A 25,996-nucleotide genomic window follows, 5' to 3' on the forward strand; every position below is an offset into this window, starting at 1 on the left:
AGTCCCTCAGCGCCGCTCGTCGAGAGCGTCGCGGACGCCGTCGCCGAGCAGGTTCACCGCCAGGATCAGCAGGCAGAGCCCGGCGCCCGGCAGGGCGATCAGCCAGGGGTCGAACAGGATGTGCTCGCGTCCTTCCGCGATCATCAGGCCCCAGGAGGGCGTCGGCGGTTGGGCGCCGAGGCCGAGGAAGGACAGCGCGGCTTCGAGCAGGATGACGTTGGCGATCTCCAGCGTCGCGACCACGATCAGCGTGTTGCGCAGGTTCGGCAGGATGCCGTGCAGCATGATGTAGAGATGCGAGGCGCCGAAGGATTGGGTTGCCTGCACGAACTCCCGGCTGCGCAGGCTCTGCGCCGCGGCGCGCACGACCACCGCAAAACGGTCCCAGAGCAGGAGGCTCAGCACGATCGCGAGCGTCTTCAGGGAGGCGCCACCCAGCGCCACCGCGGCGAGCGCGACCAGCACGATCGGCAGCGACAGACGGGTCGTCACGATGAAGCTGATCGCCATGTCGACACGGCCGCCGAAATAGCCGGCGGCAAGGCCGAGCATCGTGCCGATGAATCCGGCGCAGAGCGTTACACCAAGCCCGATCAAGAGCGAGACGCGCGCGCCATAGAGCAGGCGGGCAAGGTAGTCGCGGCCGAGATGGTCGGTGCCGAGGAGGTGTGCCGGGTCCGAGCCCGGATACCAGAAGGGCGGGATCATGCGCTTGCCGAGATCCTGCGCAATCGGATCATGGCTCGTCAGCCAGGGCGCGAAGATCGCGACGAAGACGATGACGGCGAGCAGGCCGCCGCCGATGCGGATGGCGCTGCTGGCGCTCAGGCCCTTGAAGAGCTTGCGCCGGCAGATGGCAGGGCTGTCGGCGATCGACATCAGGCGCTCCTCAGGCGGGGATCGAGCCAGGCATTGATCAGGTCGGCCACTGTCGTCAGCGTCACGTAGATCAGCGAGAGGATCAGGATGATCGCCTGCACGACGGGCAGGTCGCTGCGTAGCAGCGATTCCCAGGCGAGGCGGCCGAGGCCATTGATGGCGAAGACGCTCTCGATCACGATCGAGCCCGAGAGCATCAGGCCGAACTGGACGGCTGCGAGCGAGACCAGCGGCAGCACGGCGTTGCGCAGCGCATGGACCAGCAGCACGCGCGGCTGCGAGGCGCCCTTGGCGCGAGCGGTGCGGATATAGTCGGCGGTGAGCACGTCGATCATGCCGGCACGCGTCAGGCGCATCAAAGCGGGCATCGCGTAATAGCTGAGCACCACGACGGGCAGGATATAGCCCTGCCAGCTCTCGGTGCCGGAGATCGGCACGAGCCCGTACCAGACGCCGAAGACGACGATCAGGATCAGGCCGAGCCAGAAGCTCGGGATCGCCTGGCCGAGGACGGCGAGCATCAGCGCGATCCGGTCGATCGTGCCGCCCGGCTTGAGCGAGGCGAGGATACCGAGCGGGACCGCGACCACGAGCGCGAGCAGGAAGGCAAGAGAGCCGAGGACGAGCGTGACCGAGAGCCGCTCCGTGATGATCGGCGCGACCGGCAGGTTGAAATAGAGGCTGGTGCCAAAATTGCCGGTGAAGGCATTGCCGATCCAGCTCAGGAACTGGAGCGGGATCGGCCGGTCGAGGCCATAGGCCTGCCGGATCAGTTCGACATCCTGCGCCCGGCCGGCCTGGCCGGCCAGGACAACGGCGGGATCGCCGGAGACGAACATCAATCCGAAGGCGACGGCCGAGACGGCGAGCGCCACGAGGGCGGCGACGATCAGGCGGCGCGCGAGAAAGGGCAGCATGACGGCTCCGGGAATAGCGGGTCGGCCTGCCTGGCAGGGATGGCGCCGCTACCAGCCGGGGACTGGAAGCGGCGCGGCGATAGGAGCGAAGTTGTTACTTCCAGCTCGACAGCCACCAGCGGGCGAACTCGTCCGGATGGGGCTTGAAGGTGAGCTGCTGCGACAGGCCGTAATTGATGTTGAAGTCGTACATCGGCAGCCAATAGGCCTGATCGGCGATCTTCTTCAGCGCCTTGGCGTAGTTCGCCTCGCGTAGCGCGCGGTCCTGCGAGGTGTCGGCCGCGTTGACCAGCTCCATGACTTCCTTGTCCTGGACGAGGTCGTCGGCGCCGCCGCCGAAGAAGTTGGAGATGATGAAGGCGACGTCGCCGGTGCCGTAGCTGCCCCAGTTGGTGAAGAAGGCCGGCAGTTCGCCCGCACGCCACTTCTGCACGCCGGCGGCATATTGCTGCTCGTTGAGCGTGACGCGGATGCCGGCCTTGCCGAGATCGCTGGCGATCGCCTCGGCGACCGGGCGCGGCATGGCGGCGAAGACCATCTCGATATCGACCCCGTTGGCGAAGCCGGCTTCGCTCAGCAGCGCCTTGGCCTTGGCTGGGTCATAGGCGTATTTCGTCACGTCCTGCGCACAGCCGAACTGCTTGGGATTGCAGGCGGCATTCAAGACCTGCGAGGCGCCGCCGGCGAAGGCCTTGACGATGGCCTCGCGGTTGACGGCGTGGTTGATCGCCTGCCGGACCTTCAGGTTCTTGGTCGGGTAGTCCTTGCCCTTTCCGGTCACGGTCATGCCGACATAGGAGATGCGCATGATCGGGCCGTTGACGATCTGCACGCGGCTGGCGAGGCGCGCCGCCTGATCCGGCGGGATGCGCCAGGTCCAGTCGAGCTTGCCGGCCATCAGTTCGGCGAACTGGGTGTTGAGCTCGGGAATGGTGCGCACGACGATCTTGCCGATGGCGGGCTTGCCCTTGGGGCTGCCGGCATAATGGCCGTCGAAGCGCTCGAAGGCGTAGCGGATGCCGGGCGTCATCTCGACGAGCTTGTAGGGGCCGGTGCCGACGGGCTTGGCCGCCATGCCGGCCGAGCCGACCTCCTTGAAATAAGCGGCCGGATAGATCGGCAGCGCATCGGCCAGCATCTCGATAGCGCCGGCGAAGGGCTTGCCCATCTTGATGCGGACCTGGAAGTCCGAGACCTTCTCGACCTTGTCGATCCAGTCCACGGCGATGCGGAAGCGCGTGCCATAGGCGGGGTCGAGCACGGTGGTCAGGGTGTAGACCACGTCGTCGGCGGTGAACTTCGCGCCGTTATGGAAGGTCACGCCCTCGCGCAGGTCGAACTCCATCGTCGTCGGATCGACGAAGCGCCAGGCCTTGGCGAGCGCCGGCTTGATCTCGCCGGTGTCGAGATCCTTGTAGAGCAGGCCGTCATAGATGTGCCGGGCGAGGATCAGGCCCTCGCGGCCGGCGATCTTGTAGGTGTCGAGCGCTTCCGGCTCCAGCGCGAAGGCGGCGTTGAGCGTGTCGTCAGCCTTGCCGGCGAAGGCCGGTGCCGGTGCGAAGGCGAGCGAGGCGGCCAGCAGCGCGCCGGCCAGCGCGGTCGTTCCCAAAATCTTCATCGGTATGTTCCCCTGTGTTTACTGGATGATCCATCCGGCCGGAGCGCGCCTCTATGGGCGATTCTGCGGCCGGGGCCTATCAGGCTCGCGACTTTTCGAAGAGCTTCCGCGCGCCGTTGATCTCGTCGATGCGCTCGCCCTTGCGGACCCGCTCGATAACGCCGGGCTCGGCGGCCTGCATGGCGGCGCAGGTCCTGGCGAGGGTTTCGGCCTGCGTGGGATCGATGACGCAGACGCCGTTCTCGTCGGCGAGGACGAGGTCGCCGGGGCGCACCGTCGCGCCGCCGCAGTTCACGGTCTCGCCGACGGAGCCGCCCTTGCCGAGGAGCTTCGTCGTCAGGGGCGAGCGGCCGCGGCACCAGACCGCCAGGCCCGAGGCGCGGATCGCCGCGACATCAGTGACGAAGCCGTCGATGACCACGCCGACGATGCCGACGGCCTGGGCGGCGGCGGTCATCACCGCGCCCCAGCAGGCATGGCGATCGTCGCCCTGACGGTCGATGACGAGGATGTCGCCGGGCTTGGCCTGCGTCAGGGCGCAGGAGAGCACCGCGCCGTCATCCGGCGGAACGCTGACGGTGAGGGCCGGGCCGCAGACGCGCGGGCCCTCGATGACGCATTGGATCGCGGGGACCATGAAGCCCTCGGTCAGGATATGGCCGAGCGTCGCGGTCTCGATCTCGCGGAAGAGCGCGGCGCGCTGTGCGATCGAGGCTTCGGCCGATGATCCGGTCGCTGTCATGGTCGCCCTTGCGCTGGAGGATGTCGCGTTCTGCCGAACCTACGGAAGCACCGAAACCGGGTCCAATAGACAGTTCCTATGCTAAGCATAGGCTTGCCACGGCAGCGGGTTTGCATAAGGGGCAAGGACCGCGAACGGAAGAGAGATACGCGCTTGAGCGGAACGAAGCCGAAGCTGCACCATCTCAACTGGAACCTGCTGCACACCTTCCTCGTCATCGTCGAGGAGCGCAGCATCACGCGGGCGGCCGACCGTCTGCTCGTGCGCCAGCCCACGGTCAGCGCGGCGCTGCAAAGGCTCGAGGAGACGCTGGGCGGCCAGCTCATCCAGCGCGACAGCCGGCGCTTCGTCCTGACCAAGCGCGGCGAATTGCTCTACAAGGAATGCGTCGACATCTACCGCAGCGTGGCGCGGATCGGCGACCGGCTGTCGGAGGATCATGACGATCTGACCGGGCTCGTGCGGCTGCTCGTCGTGACCCATGTCGTGCTGCCGCCGCTCGACCGGACGCTGACGCTGCTCAACCGCAAGCATCCCGGCGTCAGCGTGCGCATCGACGTCGCCAACAGCCAGGACATCGTCCGCGCCATCTCGCAGAAGCTCAGCCCCTTCGGTTTTTGCCTGCTCGCCAAGCCTTTGGCCGGGCTCGATTGCCGACCACTGCTGCGCGAGGAATTCGGTATCCTGTGCGGGCGCGGGCATCCGCTCTTCGGGCTCTCGGACGTGCCGTTGGCCGAGTTGCGCGACGAGCCCTTCGTGGCGCTCGCCTGCGGGCAGGACGGGGCGCTGGAGCCAATGGTCTCGGTCAGGGAAGGGGCGGGGCTGGGCAGCCGGGTCGTCGGCTCCAGCCCGAATCTCGAAGAGGTCACCCGGATGATCGCCGCCGGGCTCGGCATCGGTATCCTGCCGCTGGCCTCGGTGGCGGAGGCGCTGGAAAGTCGTTCCCTGTGGAACCTCGCACGGCCCGAGGATCTGCTCGGCGCCGATCTCTATTTCGTCTCCAATCCGGCGATGCAGCTCAATGCCGCGGAAGAGGCCTTCCTGCGGCTGTTCGAGCAGCAGCGCGTCGCGACCGAGGAGGAGCTGGCGGCCGAGGCCGCCGAGGCGCTTCTCAGTGCCCGTTTGGACAATCAGCCCTCATCCTGAGGAGCCGCGTAGCGGCGTCTCGAAGGATGTTCCAGGAGGCTCCCGAGACATCTGGAACACCTTCGAGGCGCCATTCCTGACAGAATGGCTCCTCAGGATGAGGGCTCGGGAATTTCGGAGCGTCCTGCTCAGCGATCCGCCCGTGCCATGACGGTGTGAAGCAGGACGTTGAGGCCGGGCTCCAGATCTTCCCTCGTGCAGAGTTCGGCATTGTTATGGGTGATGCCGCCCTTGCAGGGCGCGAAGATCATCGTGGTCGGGGCATGGCGCGCGACGAAATAGGCGTCGTGGCCGGCCTGGCTGAGGATGTCCTGCGTGCGATAGCCCAGCGCCAGCGAGGTCTGGCGGACGCTGTCGATCAGCTCCTGAGCGAAGATCTTGCCGCCCCATTTCCAGATATCGAGGATCTCGGCGGTGCAGCCGGCGCGGGCGGCGGATTCGCCGACGGCGCGGCGGACGCGCTCGGCCATGACCTCGGAGGTTTCCGGATCGGGGTGGCGGACATCGCAGACGGCCTGCGCCCAGTCGGAGAGTATACCCGGCTTGTTCGGCCAGGCGGCCAGGCGTGCGGCCGTCGCCTTGCCGCCGCCGGCGGCATAGGCCCAGCCGATCTCGTCGGTCTCGACCAGCAGACGGGCGCCGGCCAGAAGGGCGTTGCGGCGGCGCTCCATCGGCCAGGGACCGGTATGGGCGGTCTCGCCCTTGAACTCGACGAGCATGCCGGTGCTCGGGAAGCCGCCGGTGACGACGCCGACCTGCATGCCGTCGCGGTCGAGGTAGTAGCCCTGCTCGATATGGAACTCGATGTAGGCGTCGAAGGCGTGCGGTGCCGCTTCCATCTCGCCGCGATAGCCGATCCGCTCCAGTTCCTGGCCGATCGTGCGGCCTTCCTCGTCGGTGCGCCCCTGCGCGAAGTCGAGTGTGTAGGCGCCGACGAAGCAGCCGGAGCCGACCATCGGCGGCGAGAAGCGTGCGCCTTCCTCGTTGGTCCAGTTGACGATCTCGATCGGCCGGCGCGTGCGATGGCCGAGCGCATCGAGCGTGCGGCAGACTTCGAGACCGCCGAGCACGCCGGCGATGCCGTCGAAGCGGCCGCCATTGATCTGGGTATCGAGATGGCTGCCCATCACCACAGGGGGCAGGCTGTCATCGGTACCGGCGCGGCGGGCGAAGATGTTGCCGATGCCGTCGACGCGGACCTCCAGCCCGGCCTCGCGGCACCAGCCGACGAAGGTATCGCGGATGTCCTTGTCGGCATCGGAGAGGGCGAGGCGCGAGAGACCGCCCGGCCGGCCCGGGCCGATTTCCGCCGAACGCTCGATCGTGGTCCAGAACCGCTCGATGTCGATACGGGCCGTGTCGAGGCTGGGCATGATCGTCTCCTCTCCGCCGGGGCGGGCGGGGGCTGCTGCGGGCGAACAGGTCCGCTCTGCCAGGGAGAGCGAACCATCCGCCGCAGGATTTCAGGCCGGGAGCGGCGCAGGCAAATAGATATTGCCTATGCTTGCCATCGGCGCGCCCGCGTCAGCGCAATTGGCCAGCCGCTTCGGCCGCTCGTTGCCGGGGCCGGACGATCGCCCAGGAGCCGACGAGCACGATGATCTCGGAGAGCGCGCCGCCGAGCAGCGCCCAGGACGGGGAGACCGTCAGCAGCAGGACGAAGACGAGCAGCAATCCGGCGGCGGCAGCGATCGCCGAGAGGATGGCGATGGAGCGATAGTCCTGCACGATCTCCAGCCAGATGCGCGGCATGACATAGAGCATCGGCAGGCTGCTCATCACCCAGGCCAGGACCGAGATCTTCAGGAAGCGCGTGCCTTCGAGGCTGTCGGGTTCGATGAAGGGCAGGGCGATCAAGACGACGATGCCGTAGAGGATGCCCAGGCAGGCGAGCGGCAGGGGCCAGCGCCGCAGCCTTTGCCCGACCTTGGCGAAGTCGCGATGCGCCATGAGCTTCGAGAGCTCGGGGTGCATCATGTTGGCGAAGGCTGTGGAGACGATGCGCAGCGGCACGAAATTGACCAATGCCGCCGCGATCGGGGCGTAAGCCGCCGGGCCGGCCATCGCCGCGACCATCAGTGCCATGCCCTGGCCCTGCAGGTTGGTGATCGTCACGCTCAGCACCGACCATTTCAGGTCGCGCCAGAGCCGACGATAGCGCCGCCAGACATGCCGGCCGAAGCTGAGCCGAAGCGTGCGCCGTCCCAGGACCAGCAGCACCGCGATGCCGAGTGCATTGGCCGCCGTCATCACCATGAAGGTATGCTGGAGGATATGGGTGTCGTCCCAGATCACCCAGGCCGTTCCCGCCGTCCCGCTCAGCGTGAAGGCGAGGTCGCTGGTGCTGACCAGCATCTGCCGGCCGCGGGCGAAGAAGACCATGCGGATATGCGCCCGCATCGCCCACAGGCCGACGAAGGCGCCGCCGAACAGGGCCCCCTCGTCGAGCCAGACGTTGAGCACGCCGGTGACGACGAGGCCGAGCAGCAGCGACAGCAGCATCGCGGCCGAACCGAAGCTGACCTCATAGGCGCCGGCCGCACCGGTGCGGCGGCTCTGGGCGATCGCGATGCTGGCGGGCAGGGCCGTGAGCGCGCGGATATAGGTCAGGCCGAGGCCGCCGACGACCATCACCAGCGCGAAGATGCCGTAATCGCGGGCGGATACCGTATGCAGCAGCGCGATGTTGAGGCCGAGATGGAAGGCGCTCTGCATCGCCTCGCCGCCGACCATGACGACGAGCCGCAGGACGATGCGGCGGATGGCCTGGAGATTCATCGCAGGCCGGCCGGGCTCTGGCGCAGCATGTCGTCGGCGACGGCGGCGATGGCTCGTGCCACCGCTTGCTCGCTGAACAGGGCGGTGAAGCGCTCGCGCCCGGCCAGGGCCATCGGCGCGAGGATGTCCGGCTTGTCGACGATCTCTGCAAGAGCCTGCGCGAGTGCGTCTGCGTCGCCCGGCGGCAGCAGGCGGCCGGTGATGCCGTCTTCCACCACCTCGCGCAGGCCGCCGATGGCGGAGGCGAGCGGCGGGCGAGCGAAGGCCATCGCCTCGATCGCGACGCGGCCAAGCGATTCGGGCCGGCGCGACGGCACGGCGACGACATCCGCCCAGCGATAGAGCGGCGTCGGATCGTCGAGGAAGGGCTCGACGCTGACATGGGAATCGAGGCCGGCGCTTGTCACGGATTCGCGCAGGGCGATTTCGAGGCCGGGATCCTCGAAGGCGCTGCCGACGATACGGGTCTCGATGCGCTCGCGGATTTCCGGGCGCAGGGCGGCGAGCGCCGCGAGCAGGATTTCCTGTCCCTTGATGCGATTGATCCGGCCGAGCATCAGCACGCGCAGACGGCGCTTGCCGTCATAGTCTGTCGGCGCCCAGTCGGCGGGGCCGGCGACGCCGTTATAGATCACATCCGAGGGAAGGCCGGGCGGGGGCTCGAAGGCCTCGCGCGTTGCCCGCGAATTGAAGATCAATCGGGCGCGACCCCAGAGGACGAGCCGGCGCAGCAGCGTGCGGGTCGCGCCTTCGGGAATCTCGTGGATGTGCTGGAGCGCCTTGCCCGGGAAGAACCGGGCGGCGAGGACGTGATCGACGATGACCGAGGTGTTGATGTAGACGAGATCGCAACGCCTGAAGCGTCGTGCTGCCCGGAGAATGGCGCGGGGGAGAACGACCGGCGCGGTTGCGATCAGCCGGGGCAGGTCCTTGCGCCTGAGCACCCAGAGCGGCTCGAGCACGATCCGGCTGGCGCTGCCTTCGAGCAGCCCCCGGATCGGCCCCTCGCGTGGCAGGACGACCTCGATCTCGGCGGAAGGATAGGCTTGGCGCAGGGCCGCGACGCTTTCGGCGAAGCTGCGATCCGAGCCATAGAGCTCGTAACCCTGGTGAATGCAGGCAATGCGGAGGGTCACGATCCATTTCCGTTCGAGGCCGCGGCGGCCCGTTCCGGGCACGTCCGGAATTCGGGAAAGCAGACCCTAACCATTCCAAATGAAAGGAGGATAAATCACAGTTCTTCAAGGCATAATGCGAGATGCGACGTTTTGCTCGCGATTCTTCGCGAGCCGGTTTGGACAGTTTTAAAATGGCTACCCCTCCCACCCTGCTGATCCTTGGAACACGCGGGATTCCGGCAGCGCATGGCGGTTTCGAGACCTTTGCGGAGAAACTGGCGCTCTTTCTCGTCGAGCGTGGCTGGCGCGTCGGCGTCTACTGCCAGGATGAGGTGACCACCGTCACGCAGCGCTTTCGCAGCGAGATGTGGCGGGGCATCGAGCTGATCCGCACGCAGGTTGCTTCGGAAGGGCCGCGTGCGACGCTCGAATTCGACTGGCACTGCGTACGCGATGCGGCGCGGCGCGAGGCGGTGAGCCTCGTGCTCGGCTATAACGGGGCCGTCTTCCTGCCCTGGCTGCGCCTGTCCAGCCGGAAGATCCTGACCAATATGGACGGCATCGAATGGCGCCGGCCGAAATGGCCCTTTCCGGTCCGTGCCTGGTTCTGGGTCAATGAATGGATCGCGGCCTGGACGTCGAACCGGCTCGTGGCCGACCACCCGATCATCGCCGATCATCTGGCGACCCGCCGACCGCGCACGGCGACGGCGATGATTCCCTATGGCGGCGTGCCGATCCTGTCGGCGCCGGTGGCGCCGCTTGCCAAGCTCGGCCTTGAAAGCGGCCGCTACCTCGTCTCGATCGCCCGGATCGAGCCGGACAATTCGATCCTCACGCTGGTCGAGGCGTTCTCACGCAAGCCGCGCGGCATGAAGCTCGTGGTCCTCGGGACGCTTTCCGACGAGATCGACTACCATCGCCGGATCATGGCCGCGGCCGGGCCGGAGGTGCTGACGCCGGGTGCGATCTACGATGCGAATATCGTGCAGGCCCTGCGCTTCCATGCCCGCGCCTATATGCACGGCCATACCGTCGGCGGCACCAATCCGTCGCTGGTCGAGGCGCTCTGGGCAGGCAATCCGGTCATCGCGCACGACAATCCCTATAACCGCTGGACGGCAGGCGATGCCGGCTTGTTCTTCTCCGACGAGGCAAGCTGCTCCGAGGCGATCGAGAGGCTGATCGCCGATGACGACCTCGCCGGGCGCCTGAAGGCGGCGGCGCTGGCGCGAGCGCGGGAGAGCTTCGAGTGGGATGCCGTGCTCGAACATTACGAGCGGGAGGCGCTGGCTCTGATGAACCGGGGCGCCGAGCCGGAACTGACCGCCGTCAAACTGGCGGACAAGGGCTGCGGATGAGCTTCAGCCGCCGGGCCGTTCTGGCGGGCGCTGCAGGAGCGGCCCTCCTCGGCCGGGATCGGGCGCGGGCGGCAGGGCCGATCGTCCTTCGGCGCGGGATCAACCTCTGGCCCTGGTTCTCGCTGACGCGGGAATTTCCGGCGCCGCGCACCGACTATGACTGGCCGCCTTTCCAGCTCGACCGACCGGTTCCGACCGCGCGCGATCTCGGGCAGTTGCGGCGGGCGGGCTTCGATTTCGTGCGCATCCCCGTCGACCCCGGCCCGATCGTCGCCGCGGCGCCGCGCGAGCGCGCGATTCTGCTGGATCAGGTCATGGCTGCGGTCGCGCTGGCGCTCGGCCAGGATTTCACGGTCGTGCTCAATCTCCACGCGAATGCCGCGACGCATCACTGGACGCCGGCCTATCTCTTCGGCAGCGAGACGGCTCAAGGCTTTCCCGCCTATCTCGCGCTGATCGCCGAACTGGCGCGGCGACTCGCCCGGCTGGGTCCGGACCGCGTCGCGCTCGAACCGGTCAACGAGCCGTTCCAGGCCTGCGGCGCGGCCGAATGGGAGCGGCTCCAGAAGCGAATGCTCGGCGCCGCCCGCAGCGCCGCGCCCGGCCTCACCCTGGTCGCGACCGGAGCCTGCGGCAGCATGATCGCCGGGCTGGAGCCGCTGAAGGCGAGGGCACTGGCGGCTTTCGAACCGCTGCTCTTCACCTTCCATTTCTACGAGCCCTATCTGTTCTCGCATCAGGGCGCGAAATGGATGAGCGAGCCGTTCTATCCCGCGCTCAACGCGGTGCCGTGGCCGGCCTCGCGCGGAACGCTGGAGGCGACGCTCGCTGCTGTCCGGGTTCGCATGGCGGAGCTCGGCCAGCCGGCAACGGGACGCGGCGCAGCCACCTACCGGGAGACCGAGCGGGTGCTGAAGGAGTATTTCGACGCCCGGCCGGACCGCCCCTTCATCGAGGGCTACCTGCGGAACGTTCGAGCCTGGTCGGAGCGCGAGGGCGTCGCGTCCGGCCGCATCCTGATGGGCGAATTCGGTGCCGTCCGCACAGCGGCCGGCATCGCCGCCTCCGCGCCCGCCGACCGGGCGCGCTATGTCCGGGATGTCAGGGTGAGCGCCGAGGCGCTCGGCTTTCCCTGGGCCTTCTGGAACCTGTTCGACAGCCTCGGCCTGCTGGTCGACGATGTCAGCCGGCGGCCCGACCCGGCCATGATCGAGGCGCTCGGGCTGACGATGCCGGGCTGAGTGCGTTTGTCCGGCCTTGACGTTCCGGCCGGTAGAGGCAGAGCACGACGATCGCGAACTTGGCAGGCAGCGTGGTCTTGGTCGCGATGCTCTCCGAACCGTTGAGGAGGATGATCCAGACGATCATCGGCAGCCAGACGCCGCCAGCCCGCCCCAGCCGCGCGAGCTCGTACATGAACAGGCCGAAGGCCACGGTGACCAGCGCGGTGACGATCGCGCCCTGGTAGAGGATCATGCGGATGAAGGGGTTCTCGATGCCCCATTCCAGGCCGTTGACGCGCCGGAGCGTGTCGACGAGCTCGTTGTCCGGGCCGAAGACGAGGTCGCCCAGCGAGAACATGCCGAGCAGGTCGAGCATTTCCTTGCGGGCATTGGCGCTGCCGCCGTCGGAAATGAAGCGCGCGGCCAGATCGTCGAAGAAGCCGAGGGCCGCCAGTCCGCCGATCGCGACTGGCAACAGCGCCGCCAGCAGGCAGCCGATCGCGGCGCCGACCAGCGAGACCCTGCCGCGGCGCAGCGAGGCGAACAGCACGACGATGCCGTAGCAGAGGCCCAGTGCCAGCGAGGCCAGAAGCGCGGTGCGCCCGCCGAAGACGACGAGGGCGGCGCTCTGCAAGGCGATCAGCGTGCCGCGCACGGGCGGCGACAGGGGGCGGGCACCGCTGATCAGCGCCATCAGGTAGCAGGCCGTGATCATCGCATTGGCGAGGGGATGGCCATGCAGCGCCGCCGATCGCGTATCGGTCTCGAAGGCGATGCCGTCGAAGCGATAGGGGAACAGCCTGATCTGGGTGACGAATTCGGCGAGCGCGAGCAGGGCGTTCAACGTCATCACGACATGTAGCAGCGTGGTCAGCGTCGCCATGGTCTCGTCATCGGCATCGGCAAGCAGGAAGACGAGGAGGCAGGCGGCGACATAGGTGTCGACCAGACCGCCGATGCCGGCGCCGCCGCGCAGGAGGGTCACCACGATGACGGCGATGGTGACGACCAGCATCAGCAACGTCGCCGGCCGGGCGCTGGCGAGATGGATGCCGCGGCTGACCGGGTCGCCGCTGGCGATCAGGCTCCAGCAGAAAACCAGCACGATCATGTAGGTCGAGGGGTGGATCTTGGTGGCGGCGGAGCCGGCGAGGCCGTCGTAATTATAGCCGACAAGCCAGAGCATGCCGCCGGAGACGCAGAACAGCACCAGCACCGCGGCGAGCGTGCCGATGCGGCTCAGGCCGCCGAGGCGCCCCCAGACCGGTGCTGCCCGAAGCCCTGCGGCTGCGCCGGGGGCGGCGGTGCGCATCAGCCGCTTCCGCCGTTGTCGACGAGGATCGTCGCCGTGATCGAGCGACCCATGATGCGCGCAGCCTCCATGGCCTGCACGATATCCTGCTGGCGCGTGGCATAGAGCCGGGCGACCAGCACGATCTCCTCGGCCATGCCGACGAGCGGGGCGATCCTGACATTGCGGCCGAGTGCGCCGCCATCCATCACGACGAGATCGAAATGGCGGCTCGCATCGGCCAGCATCCGCGTCGCGAAAGTGCGGCCGACGCCCTTCTGAGGCGGGGCCTTGCGGCGCCCGCCCGACATCATCGCGACATCCTTGCTGGCGCCGAAATGGATCGCCGCCTCCAGGCTGCTTTCGCCGCGGAGCAGGTCCATCAGGCCGGGGCCGGTTTCCTCCGGCGCCTTTTCGAGATCGGCATCGACCAGCAGCACGCGCTCGCCCTGTTGCACGGCTGCTTCCGCAAGGAGATCCGTCACGCGCTCGCGATCGGCTGCGTCGGCCTCGACCGAGGTCAGGAGGAGGCTGCGGGCCGCCGTCGCCCCCGTTTCCGGCGCGTTGAACAGGCGCAGCAGCGCGAGCCCGGCCTCGCCATCGGCTTCCGCTGGCGCGGGCGACGCCTTCCACAGGCGCCAGCGTCGTTTCGTGGCCGGCTTGCGCGGACGCATGATGGCGATGACCGGCGCGCCCACCAGCGCCTCCGTCTGGGAACGGGACATGAGATGAGGCGCGGCGTATTCCCCGATCAGCGCGAGGCCCGCGCCAAGGCCGAGGCCCAGCATTCCGGCAGCGGCGATGAGCGGCAGGGTTGGCGGCCAGCTCTTCTGTTGCGGCGGCTGCGCCCGGCTGATGATGCGGGCATTGGTGGTGTCGAGACTGGCCTGTTCGCGGGTTTCCTGGGCGCGCAGCAGGAAATTGGCATAGACGGTGCGGGCAGCCTCGAGATCGCGCTGGAGATCGCGCAGACGGACCGAGGCCTGGTCAGCTCCCTGCGTCTGCCGGGTCAGGGCTTCCAGCTTGCCGGACAAGAGCTTCTCGTTGCCGAGCGCGCGCTCGTAATCGGTGCGCACGGATTGCTCGACGCGGGCGATTTCGGTCGCGATCATCTGGCGGATATGGACGAGCTGGCTCTGGGCCGCGCCGATCGAGGGATGGCGCGGGCCGAGCTGGCTCTGCAGATCGGCCGCGCGCTGGACCAGCGTCGCCTCCTGCTCGCGCAGCTTGGCGACGACCGGTGACTGGATCGCCTCGGCCGAGCTGCCGGCGAGGCTGCCGCCGCTGCGGCGCTGCTGGGCGATCTGCTCGACCTGGGATTTGAGCGCGGCCGTCCGTGCCTGGGCCGCGGAGAGCTGGTTGCTGATCTCGCCGAGCTGCTGGTCGCTGATCAGCCGACCGGAGGAGGCGACGAGATTGTTCTCCTGGCGGTAGCGCTCGACGGCATTTTCGGCCTTCTCGACACGCTTGCGCTGTTCGTCGAGCCGGGCGGTCAGGGAATCGGCAGCTTCGATCGCTGCCTTGCTGCGGGCATCGGCCTGGTCGGCGAGATAGGCTTCGGCGATGGCGTTGGCGAGTTTCGCGGATTTCTCCGCATCCTTCGTCGTCACGACGACGTCGACGACGAAGACCTTGTCGGCGCGGCGCACAGAGAACAGGCGGCGCAGATTGGTCAGCGTGCGCGCTTCCGCCGGCGTCAGGCTGCCATCGGCATTCGGCGGATCGGCGGCGCCCAGGCCGAAAAGGCGCGAGAGCAGGCCTCGACCATTGAACTCGCTATCCTCCGCGAGATGCGTGGCGCGGATGGCGCGCATCAGCACGCTGGTGGACTGGATGACGCTGGTCTGGCTCTCGACCTGCGCCAGGCCGCCATCCGGAGAGACGGTGCTGGGGTTGACGTCGTTGCTGACGACGTTGCGATCGCGCGGGTCGATCAGGAGCTGGGCGGAGGCAGTATAGAGCGGCGAGCTCACGACGCCATAGGCCAGCGCCAGGCCCGCCAGCAGACCGGCGATGCCCAGGATCATGAAACGGCGATACCAGAGGATGCGCCAGAGCTCGGAAATCTCAACAGCGCCATCCGGCCGCCGGCGATAGCCTTCCCGAGGAGCCGGCTGCACCGCTTCCTCCTGCCGATGATCGCTCGCAGCCAGGCTGGCCATTCCTCTACTCTACTCAACGCAACAATGCCGGCACAGCGGCCTTTCCAGACCGCGGCACCTCCGGGACCATGCCATCGACTCCTTAACAAGCCCCGCTCGGCCGCGGCTCCGCTGCGACGTCAGGGCTAACGAAATCGAAATCCCGGCATGGCAGGCTGCCTGCTGCTGGCGAGCCGCTCGGCGTGCGCCGCCGCGTGGGATGGGGCATGCGACTGACGTTGACGATCGGTGCTTCGCCGTTGCGGCGATGGCATCTCCTGCTGATCGATCGCCTGAGCGGCATTCCGGGCCTCGATCTATCGATTTCGCTGCCGGAGGCCGATCCGGCCGACCGGAGCGGGCTCGGCCTTCTGTTTCGCGTCGAAGGCCTCCTCCACGGCCTGCGGCCCGATAGCCTGTTCGCCACGGCGCCCCGCAGCGCTGTGACGGTTCCGACCGGCCGGTCGGCGGGAGCTGCCGATCTGGTTCTGGATCTCGGCAACGGAGCGACAGTGGCATCGGGGCGTCGCTGGACCCTGCATGCCGACGGAGAGGCGGGAGAGGGCGCTCTCGTTGCTGCCTTGCTCGCTGGGCGGATGCCGCTAGTCGAACTGAAGGAAGGCGGCGAACTGATCGCCGCCGGCCGCCCGGGAACCGAATATGGCCGCGTCCTCCTGGCGACGCTGGACGACGTCCTCAGCCGGCTGGTGACGCTGATCGTTGCCGCCGTGTCCGGCGGGCGACTGCGTGTTCCGGCCCTGCCGGTGATGGAGGCCGAGCAGCCGGCGACGTCCGCGCCGCAAGCCGACATCGCGAAGACCATCGTCAAGGCGGGGGTCTCGAAAGCGCTCGCACTGGTCTACCGGACCTGTTTCCACGCGCCGCATTGGCGGGTCGGCTGGCGCAGGTTCGACGGCCCCGACCTGTTCGCGTTGAAACGGCATCCCGACAGCGGCTGGACCGATCTGCCGGATGACGGCACCCGCTTCTATGCCGATCCGTTTCCGATCCTGCACGAAGGCCGCCTCACGCTCTTCGTCGAGGATTTCGTCCATGCGACCGGCAAGGGCATCATCTCGGCGGTCGAGTTCGGATCGGACGGTCCGTTGGGCAGGCCCGAGCCCGTCTTCGAGCAGCCGGGGCACCTGTCCTATCCCTTCGTCTTCGCGCGGGACGGGGAGATCTGGATGATTCCGGAGAGCTGCAGCGCGGGGCGGGTCGACCTGTTCCGCGCCACCGCCTTCCCGGGCGGCTGGGTAAAGGAGGCGACCCTGATCGAGGGCGTCACCGCGAGCGACGCCACAATCATCGAGCGGGATGGGCTATGGTGGCTGTTCGCGACGGTGCGCGATGGCGGCGGGTCGTTCTCCGACGCGCTGCATCTGTGGTCGGCGCCGGATTTTCGGGGCCCCTGGACTCCGCATCCACGCAATCCCGTGCTGATCGACATCGCCTCGGCGCGCCCCGCCGGCCGCATGGTCCTGCGTGACGGCCAATTGCTGCGCCCGGTGCAGGATTGCCGCCAGGGCTACGGCAAGGCGCTCGGCATCGCCCGCGTCACCCAACTCGACGATGCCGGTTTCGCGCAGGACATCGAGACCATCCTGGAGGCCGGCCCGCTCTGGCCCGGCCGTCGCCTGCACAGCCTGAACAGCGCCGGCGGCTTCGAATTCATCGATGGCTCGGCGATGGTTCGGCGGAATCCGCTGGCTCGGCGGAAGCCGGCGGACGCGAGCGCCAGTTCCTGAGGGCATGGCCGGCGCCGTCGGCCATCATGGCGAGCCGTCCGACCAGCGTGCGCGCGCCGGTCACCGAATCCAGCGTCTCGGATTGCGTGGCGAAGCGCCGCTTGAAATCCTCGCCGCCGCACATGAAGTCGACCATCTCCAAACCCTGGTCGATCGACCACTGGATATAATCCATCATCAGGACCATGCCGGGCGAGGCGCGCTCGAATTCCGGGTCGTAGGTGGTGATGAAGGCCATCATCCGCCGGCGCTGAACGACGTTGATCGAGACCGCGACGACGGTGCCGGCCAGTTCCAGCACGAAGACATGCAGGATGCCGAGCCGGGCCATCACGCCGACCAGCGCGGCAAGCGCGGGCGCGCCCTCATCGAACAGGTCGGAAGCGCGGCCATGCCGCTCCAGCCATTTGCGCTTGAGCGCGGCGACGCGCGCGAGCACCGGCTCCAGCGGCTCGTCCGGCGCCATCAGGCGGAAGCGGAGCTCGCCGCCTTCCTCCATGAATTTCCGGCCGCGCCGGTAGTTCTGCCGCGTCTTCTTCGACTGCGCCTCGAACCAGTCCGTGCCGCGCTGCCAGGGGCCGGCGACGCGATAGCTGATCTCGCTGCGATGGTTCGGGCGCAAGGTGCCCGCCGTGATGTCCGAGGCGATGATGCTCCGCATTGCGGCATCCGGCAGCAGCCGGTTGAGATAGAGCATGTCGAAGCGGCCGGTCGCGGCGATCTCCCACCACAGCGCGGCGACGGCATCGCGATTACGGTCCGGCGCCAGGAGGGCATCGCCGTAGTCGCTGTGCTCCTTGGCCGCCCATTCCAATACGGTGACGCCCCGGCGCCGGATCGTGGCGAAGGGCAGCACGGCTTCGAGCTCGGCGCCGTTCCAAACCAAGCCGATCACGAGGTCGCGGTCGTCGCGACGTGTCGCGGTGCGCCACCAGGCATCGATCCAGGCATGGCTCTGGAAGACGAGGCCGTCGGCACGCCGCCACAGGGCGTTCCAGGCCGGCGCGAGCGCGGCGAACTCCTGATAGGAGGTGATCGTCTCGATGTGCCGGCCGCCTGCCGCAGCGAGCCGCTTCTGCCCGCTCACGACCGGGTTTCCTCGATATCCGGCGTGGCCTGCTGCTGGCTGGCGCGGGGGCGCAGGCGCAACCTGATCTGCCGCCACATCCGCTTCAGTGGCATCAGATAGAGACCGGAGAGGGACTGGTAGTCGCGGACATTGCGCTCCATCAGCCCGAACTTGAAGTCCTCGTCGGGCTTCGGCACGCAGAGCGTCCCGAAGAAGCGGTCCCAGAACGAGAAGAGCAGGCCGAAATTCTTGTCGTAATGGCGCGGGTCGACGCTGTGATGCAGCTGGTGCCAATGCGGGCACAGGACGACGTTGTTGAGCGATCCGAACGAGATCTTGAAATGGGTGTGCCTGACGAAGTCCATCATCAGGATGTTGCGCATCACATAGACATTGATGCCGAAGACGGTGAGTTCGACCAGATTGAGCGAGACCAGCGACCAGATGCCGAAGCAGATGCCGGGGATGACGCCGTCCCAGGCCCGGTTCATCAGTTCGTCGAGCGGGTGGACGCGATCCTTGGTGATGCCGACCATCACCTCAGCGGAGTGATGGACCTTGTGCAGCTCCCACAGGATCGGGAAGCGGTGCTGTGCGACATGGTAGAAATAATAGGAGATGTCGTAGGCCAGCAGCATCGTCACGGTGAAGATCACCGTGGTGACCGGTCCGGCCGGGCCGGGGATCAGCGGTGCGTCGATCTGGAAGAGCGCCGCCAGCAGCCGGTTGGTCGCATAGCCGACCGCGACGACGAAGGTGATGCCCGCCGGCAGCATCAGGAAGGGCATGAGCGCCTTGCGCGTGACCCAGAACAGCAGGTCGGCCTTCGCCGAGGGGTGGGTGATGATCTCGTGGGGAAACACGAAATCGAAGAACTCGCGGAAGCTGCGCTCCTTCGTCGTCCTGAGATAGGCGACGAGCGCGCTCACCAGTGCCGTCAGCAGGAGCATCCCGGTTGCCACCAGGCTCGTCGCCGAGATCTTGTCGAGGATCTTGCCGATAAAATCGGCCATTTGCGCAAACATCGGCATCTCAATCATCGATGCGGGGGCCACATCATTGGCACGCTGGTGATTAAGGCTTCGGCCGACGGGATGAAAGGCCGATGCCCGGGGTTAAGCCATTTCTGGTTAAGCCCGGGCGACCGCATTCGCAGAATCCGGGGCTGCGCCATTCAGCGATCGGGCGACAGCTCCGCATGGACCAGGCGGTTGCGGCCCTCGTTCTTGGCGCGGAAGAGAGCAAGGTCGGCGGCATTGACCAGCCGGGCAGGATCGCCCTCGGCATCCGGCCAGGCGGTCGCGACGCCGACGCTGATCGTCACCCGCTCAGTGCCATGGGCTATATTCAGGTCGCGCACGCCCTGCACCAGCCGTTCGGCGACATGGCTCGCGCCTTCCTGCGGCACGCCGGTCAGGATCACCACGAATTCCTCGCCGCCGAAGCGCGCGGCGAGGTCGGTCGAGCGGGTCGAGCCGTCCTGGATCACATGCGCGACCTGCTTCAGCACGTCGTCGCCGGCGAGATGTCCATAGGCGTCGTTGTAGCGCTTGAAATGGTCGACATCGATCATCAGCACCGAGAGCGGGCTTTCGGTGCGCTGGCAGCGCTTCCATTCGGCGGCGAGATATTCGTCGAAATAGCGGCGGTTGCCGAGACCGGTGAGCCCATCGATTCGGGTCAGGCGTTCCAGTTCGAGATTGGCGCGCATCAACTCGCGCTGGCTTTCGCGCAGCGCGCGATAGGCCTCGTCGCGCTGGAGATGATCGAGATAGGCGCGGGTGTGGTAGCGCACCCGGGCGATCAGTTCGAGCTTGTCGGGCAGCTTGACGAGATAATCGTTGGCGCCGGCCTGGAACGCCTCGCTCTTCGTCGACGGGTCCTCCTTGGTGGAGAGCACGATGACGGGCACGGCATGCAGGGCCGGATGCTTGCGATATTGCCGGACGAGGTCGAGCCCGTCGACGCCGGGCATGACGAGGTCCTGCAGGATGACCGTCGGCTTGACGCGCTGGGCGACCGCGATCGCCTCTAGCGGGTCGGTGCAATAGTGGAAGTCGAGATCACCATGATGGGCCAGCGCGCGACGGACGGCTTCGCAGACCATGACCTGGTCGTCGACCAGCAGGACCATGGACAGGTAGCTGTCGGCCGGAAGCGGGACGTCGGGCAGGGAGGATTTCGTTTCGCCTGTCATGGGAAAACCTTCATCAGGGCGACGGAGCGTACACCTCGGTCAGGCGAGGGGCGATCGCGCCCAGTGGTAGAATTTCGACGGCCGCGCCGATGGCGGCTGCAGCCTTGGGCATCCCGTAGACCGCGCTTGTGGCTTTGTCCTGCGCGATCGTCAAACACTGCCTGTCGCGCAACAGTTTCAGGCCACGGGCGCCGTCGCGGCCCATGCCTGTCAGCAGGACGCCGATCGGGTCTCCCTGCCAGCTTTCCGCGACGCTCTCGAAGAACACGTCGACCGACGGACGATAGGGATAGTCGCGCGGCTCGGCCCGATAGCCGAGCTCGCCGCCCGGCTTGAAAACAAGATGATCGGGGCTTGCCGCGATCAGCACGGTGCCGCGCTCCGGCCTGTCGCCTTCGCGGGCCGGCCGGACGGGCAGGCGGCAATGCTCGCCGAGCCAGCTTGCGAAGCCCGGCACGAACTGCTCGTCGAGGTGCTGGACCAGGATGATCGCAGCCGGGAATTCGGGCGCGAGCCCGCCGAGCAGGGTCGCCACGGCGGCCGGACCGCCGGCGGAGGCGCCGATGGCGACGAGACGCTGGGAGGGAGAGGCCGCTGCCGGCGGCCGGCGGGGGCGCGGGTTCACCGGCGGCAGGTTGCGCGACAGGCGACCGATCGTCGCGATACGCGTCAGCAGGGCGGCCGTCTGCGCCGAGGTATGGCCGCCGAGACCGACGCTGGGAATGTCGACCGCATCAAGCGCGCCATGGCCCATCGCGTCGTAGACGCCGGAGACATTGGCATCGACGCTGGCGGTGACCAGCAGGATCGGGCAGGGCGTCTCGGTCATGATCCGGCGCGTGGCTTCGATGCCGTCCATCTCCGGCATGTTCAAGTCCATGAGGATGAGCTCGGGCCGGTCGCGTCGGCAGGCCTCGACCGCTTCGCGGCCGTTCATGGCGATCCAGGCGACCTCGTGCTCTGCCGTGGAAGCGATGACGCGTCGCAACAGCTCGACCGCCATCGGCAGGTCGTTGACCAGACCGATTCTCATGAAACGCCCCCACAGCGGATGCCCGGATTCATGGCTCGCCGATCAGGTCGACGACCGCATGGATCAAAGTTTCGTCGTGGAAGCTCCCCTTGGTCAAATAGTAATCCGCGCCGGCATCGAGGCCGCGGCGGCGATCCTCCTCGCGGTCCTTGTAGGAGACGATCATCACCGGCAGGTTGCGCAGGTTGGGGTCGCGCTTGATCAGGGTGACGAGCTCGATGCCGTCCATGCGGGGCATGTCGACATCGGTCACGACGAGGTCGAACGGATCGGAGCGCACCGCGTTCCAGCCATCCATGCCGTCTACGGCGACCTCGACCTCGAAACCGTGATGGTCGAGCAGCTTGCGCTCCAGTTCGCGCACCGTCAGCGAATCGTCGACGACGAGGACGCGCTTGCGCCGCTTCTGGCCGGTGCGCGCCACACTACGCTCCAGCGTCCTGAGGCGCCCGCCCGAGACCAGCTTGTCCATCGAGCGGATCAGGTCCTCGACATCGAGGATCAGGACCGGCGAGCCGTCGTCCATCAAGGCGGCGGCGCTGACATCCTTGACCTTGGCGAGGCGCGGGTCGAGCGGCCGGACCACGAGCTCGCGCTCGCCGAGAAAGCGGTCGACCACCAGCGCATAGAGATTGTCGCCCTCGCCGACGACGACCGTCGGCAACTCCGCTTCGCCGATCGCGGCTTCGCCCCGGCCGAGGACCTCATGGGCAGTGACGAGCCCGACCTGCTGCTCGCCATGGCGGAAATGCGGACGGCCTTCGAGCAGCTCGATCTTGTCGCGCGGCAGCCGCAAGGCGCGGGCGATCGCGGCGAGCGGCAAGGCATAGGGCTCGCCGTCGATCTCGACGAGGAGGGCACGGATCACCGAGAGCGTCAGCGGAAGCTGAAGCTGGAAACGCGTTCCGATGCCGGGCTCGGAGGCGACGGTGACCTGGCCGCGGACCTGCCGGACCATCGCCTGCACGGCGTCGAGGCCGACACCGCGGCCGGAAATGTCGCTAACCGTCGCCTTCATCGAGAAGCCGGGCAGGAAGAGGAATTCGAGCAGCTCCTCCTCGCTGAGGTCCCAGACGGTTTCGGCCATGGTCAGACCGCGGGCGAGCGTCGCCTGGCGGAGCGCCTCGATATCGATGCCGCCGCCATCGTCCGAGACGATGATCTGGAGCAGGCCGGCATTATGCCGGGCTTCGAGCCGGACCAGGCCCTCCGCTGACTTGCCGGCGGTGCGGCGCTGCTCGGGCGCCTCGATGCCGTGATCGACCGCGTTACGAAGGAGATGGCCGAGGGGCGCGTCGAGCTGGTCGAGGATATCCCGGTCGATGCTGGTGGCGCCGCCGACGATGTCGAGGCGCACCGTCTTGCCCAGTGCGCGACCGATATCGCGGACATTGCGCTCGAAATGCCGGACTCCGTCCTCGAAGGGGCGCATCCGGCTCGCCAGCGTCTCGTCGTAGAGCCGGTTGGCGAGGTCGGTCGCGCGCCGGTCGACCGTGTCCATCTCGTCGAGACGCTGGGCGAGGAGCGCCTGGCCCTCGGCCAGCTTGAGCTGTGCGGTCGCCAGTGCCTGTGCCGCCCTGCCGGCGCCATCGGCGGGCATTGCGGCCTGCAGGTCCTCGAAGCTCTTGGCGAGCTCGGCCTGGACGCGCCGCAGCCGCAGCAAACCGTCATTGAACGGGCGCAGCCGGCGCGCCGACATCAGCGATTCACCGGCAAGGCCGAGCAGGCGGTTCAGGCTGTCGGCGGTGACCCTGACCATGCGCTCGCCGGTCGCGGAATCTCCGATAGGCGCAGGCGTTTCGGGGAGGGCAGCAGGCAGGGGAGGCGGCTCTGCGCCGGGTGCCATGCCGGCCGGGTTGGCGTCTGGACCGGATGCGCCCGGCGAGGGTGCGTCGCTCGTCTGGGAAGCGCCGCGCAAGGTCAGTGCGAAGGCCTCGATCCGTCCTCCGGTCTGGGTGTCCGGCTCCCCTGATCCGGAAGCGATTTCGCCGAGCAGGTCGATGCCGGCGAGCAGCGCGTCGATATGCCTGCGGTTCAGCCGGATCTTGCCGTGCTGGGCGGCGACGAGGCATTCCTCCATCTCGTGCGCGACCTGCACGGCCGGCGCGAGATCGATGATGCGGGCGGCGCCCTTCAGCGAATGGGCGGCGCGCATGCAGGCTTCGAGATGGACGGCGGCGGCCGGATCACGTTCCAAAGCGAGCAGGCCGGTCGTGAAGGCCTGCGACTGCGCCGCAAGCTCCGCCCGGAACAGTTCGAGCATCGAGAGGTCGCTGAGATCCTCGCCGCTCATGCGATGCTCCGGTCGATCAGGTCGAGCAGGCGCTTGGCATCGAGGCAGCCGACCGCGCGTCCGTTCCACGGGATCATCGTCTCGACGACGCTGGCCGCCGCGCGGCCGACCGTCGCCGGCACCGCGCCGCGCTCATGGGCGCGATAGCCGTGCAGGCCATGGACTTCGTCGACCTCGAAGGCGACGTGCCTGGTCTCCTCGCCGGTGACGACGAGGCGCGGGAAGATCGCGATCCGCTCGGCGCCGCGCGTTGCGGCCGCCGCTCCGATGCCGAGCAGAGCGGGCAACGAGACGCAGATGAGGAGTTCACCCCGGACATTGACGATGCCGCGGACAGCCTCGCTGCGGCGATGAGGCAAGGAATGGACCGGGCGCGGCTCCGCGATCTCGCGGCAGATCCCCGCCGGCAGGCCGAGCCATTCCTCGCCGATGCGGAAGATCAGAACGCTGTCGACCTCTTCGCCTTCGGGCGCCTTCTCGTCGGGCCTGGCGAAATGTCGTGTCCATTCGTCGCGATAGCCCGGCGGCAAGGGACGATCGAGCAGCTTGCGGGCGATCTGCGCATGGGTCGGGCAGTTACGACAATGGAGATGCTCGTCCAGCTCCGGGCAGGAGCGGTCGCCGCTGACGCCGATCTCGCGCCAGCATTCGGCGATGTCGTCGGTCGTCATCGGATCGGTATCGGCGGACATCAGGTGCCGCTCCGCTTCGTCAGCCGGTCGAGCCGGTCGGCCAGGGCCTTGGCGCCGCTATGATCGCCTCGTCGCTGCTGGAGCAGCCTGAGCTGGGCCAGAGCCCGCTGGTGGTCCGGGGCGAGATAGAGCGCCTTGCGGTAGTTCCGCATGGCGTCCTCCATCGCATCGGCCGCGTCATGGGCAAGCCCCAGCCAGTAGAACGCATCCGGCGAGGGGCCGAATTCGGCGATATGGCGCTCGGCGGCTGCGCTCACCTCGGCGAGGCGACCGGCATCGGCGGCGCGCTCGATCCCGGCCAGGCTGGCTGCTGCCCGATCCGGCGCGGGCGCGGACGGCGCGGCGGGGGGCGCCTTCTGGGTGAAGGGACGTGGCGTCGAGAGCGGTGCGGCCGGTTTGGCTTGGAGCGAGGGGGCAGCCTTCGCCGGAGTCGGCGGTGGCTTTCGCGCAGCCGGCGGCTCGGCGGGTTTCACGCGGGCGGCCTGTGCCTTCACGAACGCGAATGCCCGCGGAAAGCGTACCGATGCGAAGCCGAGCAGAGGCGGCAGGCCGGATTCGGCCGGGCCGACCAGCAGCAGGCCGTCATCGGCCAGCATCTGCCGGAGCCGGATCAGCGCCGCACCTTGTGTTTCGCGGTCGAAATAGATCAGCAGGTTTCGGCAGAAGGCGACGTCATAGGCCTCCTGGCCGGCATTCGTTGCCGTGGCCAGCATATTGCCGAGGCGGAAGCGGACGTGCCGGCGGACGATGTCATGTGGTCTGAAACCACCGTCACAGGCCTCGAAATAGCGATCGCGAAAGGCGATATCGGTGCCGCGGAAGGAATTCTTGCCGTAGATCGCGCGCTCGGCATGGACGAGGTTGCGGGTGCTGATGTCGATTGCATCGATCTGGAAGCTGCCATCCTGGAAGCCGGCATCGAGAAGGGCCATCGCGATGGAATAGGGCTCCTCGCCGGTCGAGCAGGGCAGGCTGAGCAGTCTCAGCGGGCGATTGCCGGTCCGGTGCTCGCGCAGATGCCGGACCATCGCACCGAAGGCCTCACGATCGCGAAAGAACCAAGTCTCGGGGACGATGACCGCGTCGACCAGCTCCTGCCGCTCGGCCGGGCTCTCGGTCACGAAGGCCCAATAGGCGTGAAGGTCGGGGATGGCGCAGGCGGTCATCCGCCGCTTGAGGGCATGGCGGATCACGGAGGCGCCGACCGTCTCCATGCTCAGGCCGATGGTTTCCCTGAGCAGCTTCTCGAAATCCCGGATCGGAGCGGTCTCGTCCATCACGGCTCTGCCGCTTGCTGACGGAACAGGATGTCGCGGATTTCGGGCGTGAGCAGGGCCTCGCCCCGGACCCATTGGATCAGGCCGCGCTCATCGCTGGCGACCGGGCCGAGATAGGGCGGCATGCCGGCCTCGACGCCGGAGGTGGTGAAATCCGCCGCATCGCGCGCGATGGTCTCGACCGCCTGCTCGACCAGCAAACCGAGAAGGTCGTCGCGGCCGGGGCCGGAGGGGTAGCGCAGCAGGATGATGCGGGTGCTCAGGCGCGGCTCGGCCGGGCGCCCGAGCGCCAGCACTGCGAGATCGATGACCGGCACCGGCCGGCCGCGATAGCTGATCGCGCCGGCCACGCCTGCGGGCGCGCCGGGCAATTGCTTGGTCGCGAGCAGCGGCAGCACGGCCTCGACCTGCCCGGTCTCGAGCACGTAGCGATCCCGCCCCAGCTGGAACATCAGAAACAGCATCGTGCGGTT

21 protein-coding genes are annotated in these 25,996 nt (G+C 67.8%); 4 read left to right on the forward strand and 17 right to left on the reverse strand.

The features are described 5' to 3' along the window. Nucleotides 1-6 precede the first annotated feature (6 nt). The 4 genes from AC1RLU_RS04275 to AC1RLU_RS04290 form a co-directional block, all read right to left on the reverse strand. The gene (locus AC1RLU_RS04275; protein ID WP_492794033.1) at nucleotides 7-879 is read right to left on the reverse strand and encodes an ABC transporter permease; all 873 of its coding nucleotides are present in this window, start codon (nucleotides 877-879) and stop codon (nucleotides 7-9) included. Further along, complete coding sequence (locus tag AC1RLU_RS04280) at nucleotides 879-1,796, reverse strand: ABC transporter permease (protein WP_091856375.1); 918 nt, start codon at nucleotides 1,794-1,796, stop codon at nucleotides 879-881. Before AC1RLU_RS04280 ends, AC1RLU_RS04275 begins: the two co-directional genes overlap by 1 nt. Before the next feature lie 94 nt (nucleotides 1,797-1,890). Continuing rightward, nucleotides 1,891-3,414, reverse strand: coding sequence for an ABC transporter substrate-binding protein (locus AC1RLU_RS04285; RefSeq protein ID WP_492794035.1), 1,524 nt, complete (start codon nucleotides 3,412-3,414; stop codon nucleotides 1,891-1,893). Nucleotides 3,415-3,493: 79 nt separating this feature from the next. Continuing rightward, nucleotides 3,494-4,156 carry an RraA family protein gene (locus AC1RLU_RS04290; protein WP_492794037.1) on the reverse strand — a complete coding sequence of 221 codons (663 nt, stop codon included), beginning with the start codon at nucleotides 4,154-4,156 and terminating at the stop codon, nucleotides 3,494-3,496. Nucleotides 4,157-4,309: 153 nt separating this feature from the next. On the opposite strand from AC1RLU_RS04290, the gene AC1RLU_RS04295 reads away from it, so the two are divergent. Next, nucleotides 4,310-5,302, forward strand: coding sequence for a LysR family transcriptional regulator (locus AC1RLU_RS04295; RefSeq protein WP_492794038.1), 993 nt, complete (start codon nucleotides 4,310-4,312; stop codon nucleotides 5,300-5,302). A gap of 128 nt (nucleotides 5,303-5,430) precedes the next feature. Here AC1RLU_RS04295 and AC1RLU_RS04300 read toward each other — a convergent pair whose 3' ends face one another. From AC1RLU_RS04300 to AC1RLU_RS04310, 3 genes are all read right to left on the reverse strand, one after another. Next, nucleotides 5,431-6,675: a Zn-dependent hydrolase gene (locus tag AC1RLU_RS04300; protein ID WP_492794039.1), complete on the reverse strand. Its 1,245-nt coding sequence runs from the start codon at nucleotides 6,673-6,675 to the stop codon at nucleotides 5,431-5,433. 151 nt (nucleotides 6,676-6,826) lie between these two features. Beyond that, complete coding sequence (locus tag AC1RLU_RS04305; protein ID WP_492794040.1) at nucleotides 6,827-8,080, reverse strand: MATE family efflux transporter; 1,254 nt, start codon at nucleotides 8,078-8,080, stop codon at nucleotides 6,827-6,829. Beyond that, on the reverse strand, nucleotides 8,077-9,216 hold the full coding sequence (locus tag AC1RLU_RS04310) for a glycosyltransferase family 4 protein (protein WP_492794042.1): 1,140 nt from the start codon (nucleotides 9,214-9,216) through the stop codon (nucleotides 8,077-8,079). Before AC1RLU_RS04310 ends, AC1RLU_RS04305 begins: the two co-directional genes overlap by 4 nt. A gap of 173 nt (nucleotides 9,217-9,389) precedes the next feature. Between AC1RLU_RS04310 and AC1RLU_RS04315 the strand changes: the two genes are divergently transcribed. Both AC1RLU_RS04315 and AC1RLU_RS04320 read left to right on the forward strand, forming a co-directional pair. After that, nucleotides 9,390-10,559 (forward strand): DUF1972 domain-containing protein, encoded by a 1,170-nt coding sequence (locus AC1RLU_RS04315; RefSeq protein ID WP_492794043.1) that lies wholly within the window; start codon nucleotides 9,390-9,392, stop codon nucleotides 10,557-10,559. After that, on the forward strand, nucleotides 10,556-11,800 hold the full coding sequence (locus tag AC1RLU_RS04320; protein WP_492794045.1) for a glycoside hydrolase family 5 protein: 1,245 nt from the start codon (nucleotides 10,556-10,558) through the stop codon (nucleotides 11,798-11,800). Before AC1RLU_RS04315 ends, AC1RLU_RS04320 begins: the two co-directional genes overlap by 4 nt. Here AC1RLU_RS04320 and AC1RLU_RS04325 read toward each other — a convergent pair. Together AC1RLU_RS04325 and AC1RLU_RS04330 are read right to left on the reverse strand one after the other, a co-directional pair. Continuing rightward, nucleotides 11,742-13,094 carry a VpsF family polysaccharide biosynthesis protein gene (locus AC1RLU_RS04325; protein WP_492794046.1) on the reverse strand — a complete coding sequence of 451 codons (1,353 nt, stop codon included), beginning with the start codon at nucleotides 13,092-13,094 and terminating at the stop codon, nucleotides 11,742-11,744. The two genes, AC1RLU_RS04320 and AC1RLU_RS04325, sit on opposite strands and share 59 nt — an antisense overlap. Next, nucleotides 13,094-15,235, reverse strand: a complete 2,142-nt coding sequence (locus AC1RLU_RS04330; RefSeq protein WP_492794047.1) for a GumC family protein — start codon at nucleotides 15,233-15,235, stop codon at nucleotides 13,094-13,096. Before AC1RLU_RS04330 ends, AC1RLU_RS04325 begins: the two co-directional genes overlap by 1 nt. Before the next feature lie 206 nt (nucleotides 15,236-15,441). Here AC1RLU_RS04330 and AC1RLU_RS04335 point away from each other — a divergent pair, with 206 nt between their 5' ends. Next, a complete protein-coding gene (locus AC1RLU_RS04335) occupies nucleotides 15,442-16,962 on the forward strand; it encodes a glucosamine inositolphosphorylceramide transferase family protein (protein WP_492794048.1) in 1,521 nt (506 codons plus the stop codon). Here the strand turns inward: AC1RLU_RS04335 and AC1RLU_RS04340 are convergent. From AC1RLU_RS04340 to AC1RLU_RS04375, 8 genes are all read right to left on the reverse strand, one after another. Further along, the gene (locus tag AC1RLU_RS04340) at nucleotides 16,886-18,049 is read right to left on the reverse strand and encodes a GNAT family N-acetyltransferase (protein ID WP_492794049.1); all 1,164 of its coding nucleotides are present in this window, start codon (nucleotides 18,047-18,049) and stop codon (nucleotides 16,886-16,888) included. The genes AC1RLU_RS04335 and AC1RLU_RS04340 overlap by 77 nt on opposite strands. Continuing rightward, nucleotides 18,046-19,044: a sterol desaturase family protein gene (locus AC1RLU_RS04345; protein ID WP_113584697.1), complete on the reverse strand. Its 999-nt coding sequence runs from the start codon at nucleotides 19,042-19,044 to the stop codon at nucleotides 18,046-18,048. Before AC1RLU_RS04345 ends, AC1RLU_RS04340 begins: the two co-directional genes overlap by 4 nt. Nucleotides 19,045-19,205: 161 nt before the next feature. Beyond that, the gene (locus AC1RLU_RS04350; protein ID WP_492794050.1) at nucleotides 19,206-20,228 is read right to left on the reverse strand and encodes a GGDEF domain-containing response regulator; all 1,023 of its coding nucleotides are present in this window, start codon (nucleotides 20,226-20,228) and stop codon (nucleotides 19,206-19,208) included. Nucleotides 20,229-20,241: 13 nt separating this feature from the next. Then, a complete protein-coding gene (locus AC1RLU_RS04355) occupies nucleotides 20,242-21,261 on the reverse strand; it encodes a chemotaxis response regulator protein-glutamate methylesterase (RefSeq protein WP_492794052.1) in 1,020 nt (339 codons plus the stop codon). A gap of 28 nt (nucleotides 21,262-21,289) precedes the next feature. Further along, nucleotides 21,290-23,554, reverse strand: a complete 2,265-nt coding sequence (locus AC1RLU_RS04360; protein WP_492794054.1) for a hybrid sensor histidine kinase/response regulator — start codon at nucleotides 23,552-23,554, stop codon at nucleotides 21,290-21,292. Further along, nucleotides 23,551-24,246 carry a chemotaxis protein CheW gene (locus tag AC1RLU_RS04365; protein ID WP_492794055.1) on the reverse strand — a complete coding sequence of 232 codons (696 nt, stop codon included), beginning with the start codon at nucleotides 24,244-24,246 and terminating at the stop codon, nucleotides 23,551-23,553. The genes AC1RLU_RS04360 and AC1RLU_RS04365 overlap by 4 nt, the downstream gene beginning before the upstream one ends. Beyond that, nucleotides 24,246-25,523, reverse strand: coding sequence for a CheR family methyltransferase (locus tag AC1RLU_RS04370; protein WP_492794057.1), 1,278 nt, complete (start codon nucleotides 25,521-25,523; stop codon nucleotides 24,246-24,248). Before AC1RLU_RS04370 ends, AC1RLU_RS04365 begins: the two co-directional genes overlap by 1 nt. Continuing rightward, nucleotides 25,523-25,987, reverse strand: coding sequence for a chemotaxis protein CheW (locus tag AC1RLU_RS04375; RefSeq protein WP_091856389.1), 465 nt, complete (start codon nucleotides 25,985-25,987; stop codon nucleotides 25,523-25,525). Before AC1RLU_RS04375 ends, AC1RLU_RS04370 begins: the two co-directional genes overlap by 1 nt. Nucleotides 25,988-25,996 lie beyond the last annotated feature (9 nt).

This window comes from Allobosea sp. GW822-FHT05A11 (assembly GCF_058800455.1).

Excerpts from the sequence above, each read along its gene's own strand:
- AC1RLU_RS04275 (WP_492794033.1), bottom strand. The coding sequence starts at position 879 with ATGTCGATCGCCGACAGCCCTGCCATCTGCCGGCGCAAGCTCTTCAAG.
- AC1RLU_RS04280 (WP_091856375.1), bottom strand. The coding sequence starts at position 1,796 with ATGCTGCCCTTTCTCGCGCGCCGCCTGATCGTCGCCGCCCTCGTGGCG.
- AC1RLU_RS04285 (WP_492794035.1), bottom strand. The coding sequence starts at position 3,414 with ATGAAGATTTTGGGAACGACCGCGCTGGCCGGCGCGCTGCTGGCCGCC.
- AC1RLU_RS04290 (WP_492794037.1), bottom strand. The coding sequence starts at position 4,156 with ATGACAGCGACCGGATCATCGGCCGAAGCCTCGATCGCACAGCGCGCC.
- AC1RLU_RS04300 (WP_492794039.1), bottom strand. The coding sequence starts at position 6,675 with ATGCCCAGCCTCGACACGGCCCGTATCGACATCGAGCGGTTCTGGACC.
- AC1RLU_RS04305 (WP_492794040.1), bottom strand. The coding sequence starts at position 8,080 with ATGAATCTCCAGGCCATCCGCCGCATCGTCCTGCGGCTCGTCGTCATG.
- AC1RLU_RS04315 (WP_492794043.1), top strand. The coding sequence starts at position 9,390 with ATGGCTACCCCTCCCACCCTGCTGATCCTTGGAACACGCGGGATTCCG.
- AC1RLU_RS04320 (WP_492794045.1), top strand. The coding sequence starts at position 10,556 with ATGAGCTTCAGCCGCCGGGCCGTTCTGGCGGGCGCTGCAGGAGCGGCC.
- AC1RLU_RS04325 (WP_492794046.1), bottom strand. The coding sequence starts at position 13,094 with ATGCGCACCGCCGCCCCCGGCGCAGCCGCAGGGCTTCGGGCAGCACCG.
- AC1RLU_RS04330 (WP_492794047.1), bottom strand. The coding sequence starts at position 15,235 with ATGGCCAGCCTGGCTGCGAGCGATCATCGGCAGGAGGAAGCGGTGCAG.
- AC1RLU_RS04335 (WP_492794048.1), top strand. The coding sequence starts at position 15,442 with ATGCGACTGACGTTGACGATCGGTGCTTCGCCGTTGCGGCGATGGCAT.
- AC1RLU_RS04345 (WP_113584697.1), bottom strand. The coding sequence starts at position 19,044 with ATGGCCGATTTTATCGGCAAGATCCTCGACAAGATCTCGGCGACGAGC.
- AC1RLU_RS04350 (WP_492794050.1), bottom strand. The coding sequence starts at position 20,228 with ATGACAGGCGAAACGAAATCCTCCCTGCCCGACGTCCCGCTTCCGGCC.
- AC1RLU_RS04355 (WP_492794052.1), bottom strand. The coding sequence starts at position 21,261 with ATGAGAATCGGTCTGGTCAACGACCTGCCGATGGCGGTCGAGCTGTTG.
- AC1RLU_RS04360 (WP_492794054.1), bottom strand. The coding sequence starts at position 23,554 with ATGAGCGGCGAGGATCTCAGCGACCTCTCGATGCTCGAACTGTTCCGG.
- AC1RLU_RS04365 (WP_492794055.1), bottom strand. The coding sequence starts at position 24,246 with ATGTCCGCCGATACCGATCCGATGACGACCGACGACATCGCCGAATGC.
- AC1RLU_RS04370 (WP_492794057.1), bottom strand. The coding sequence starts at position 25,523 with ATGGACGAGACCGCTCCGATCCGGGATTTCGAGAAGCTGCTCAGGGAA.
- AC1RLU_RS04375 (WP_091856389.1), bottom strand. The coding sequence starts at position 25,987 with ATGCTGTTTCTGATGTTCCAGCTGGGGCGGGATCGCTACGTGCTCGAG.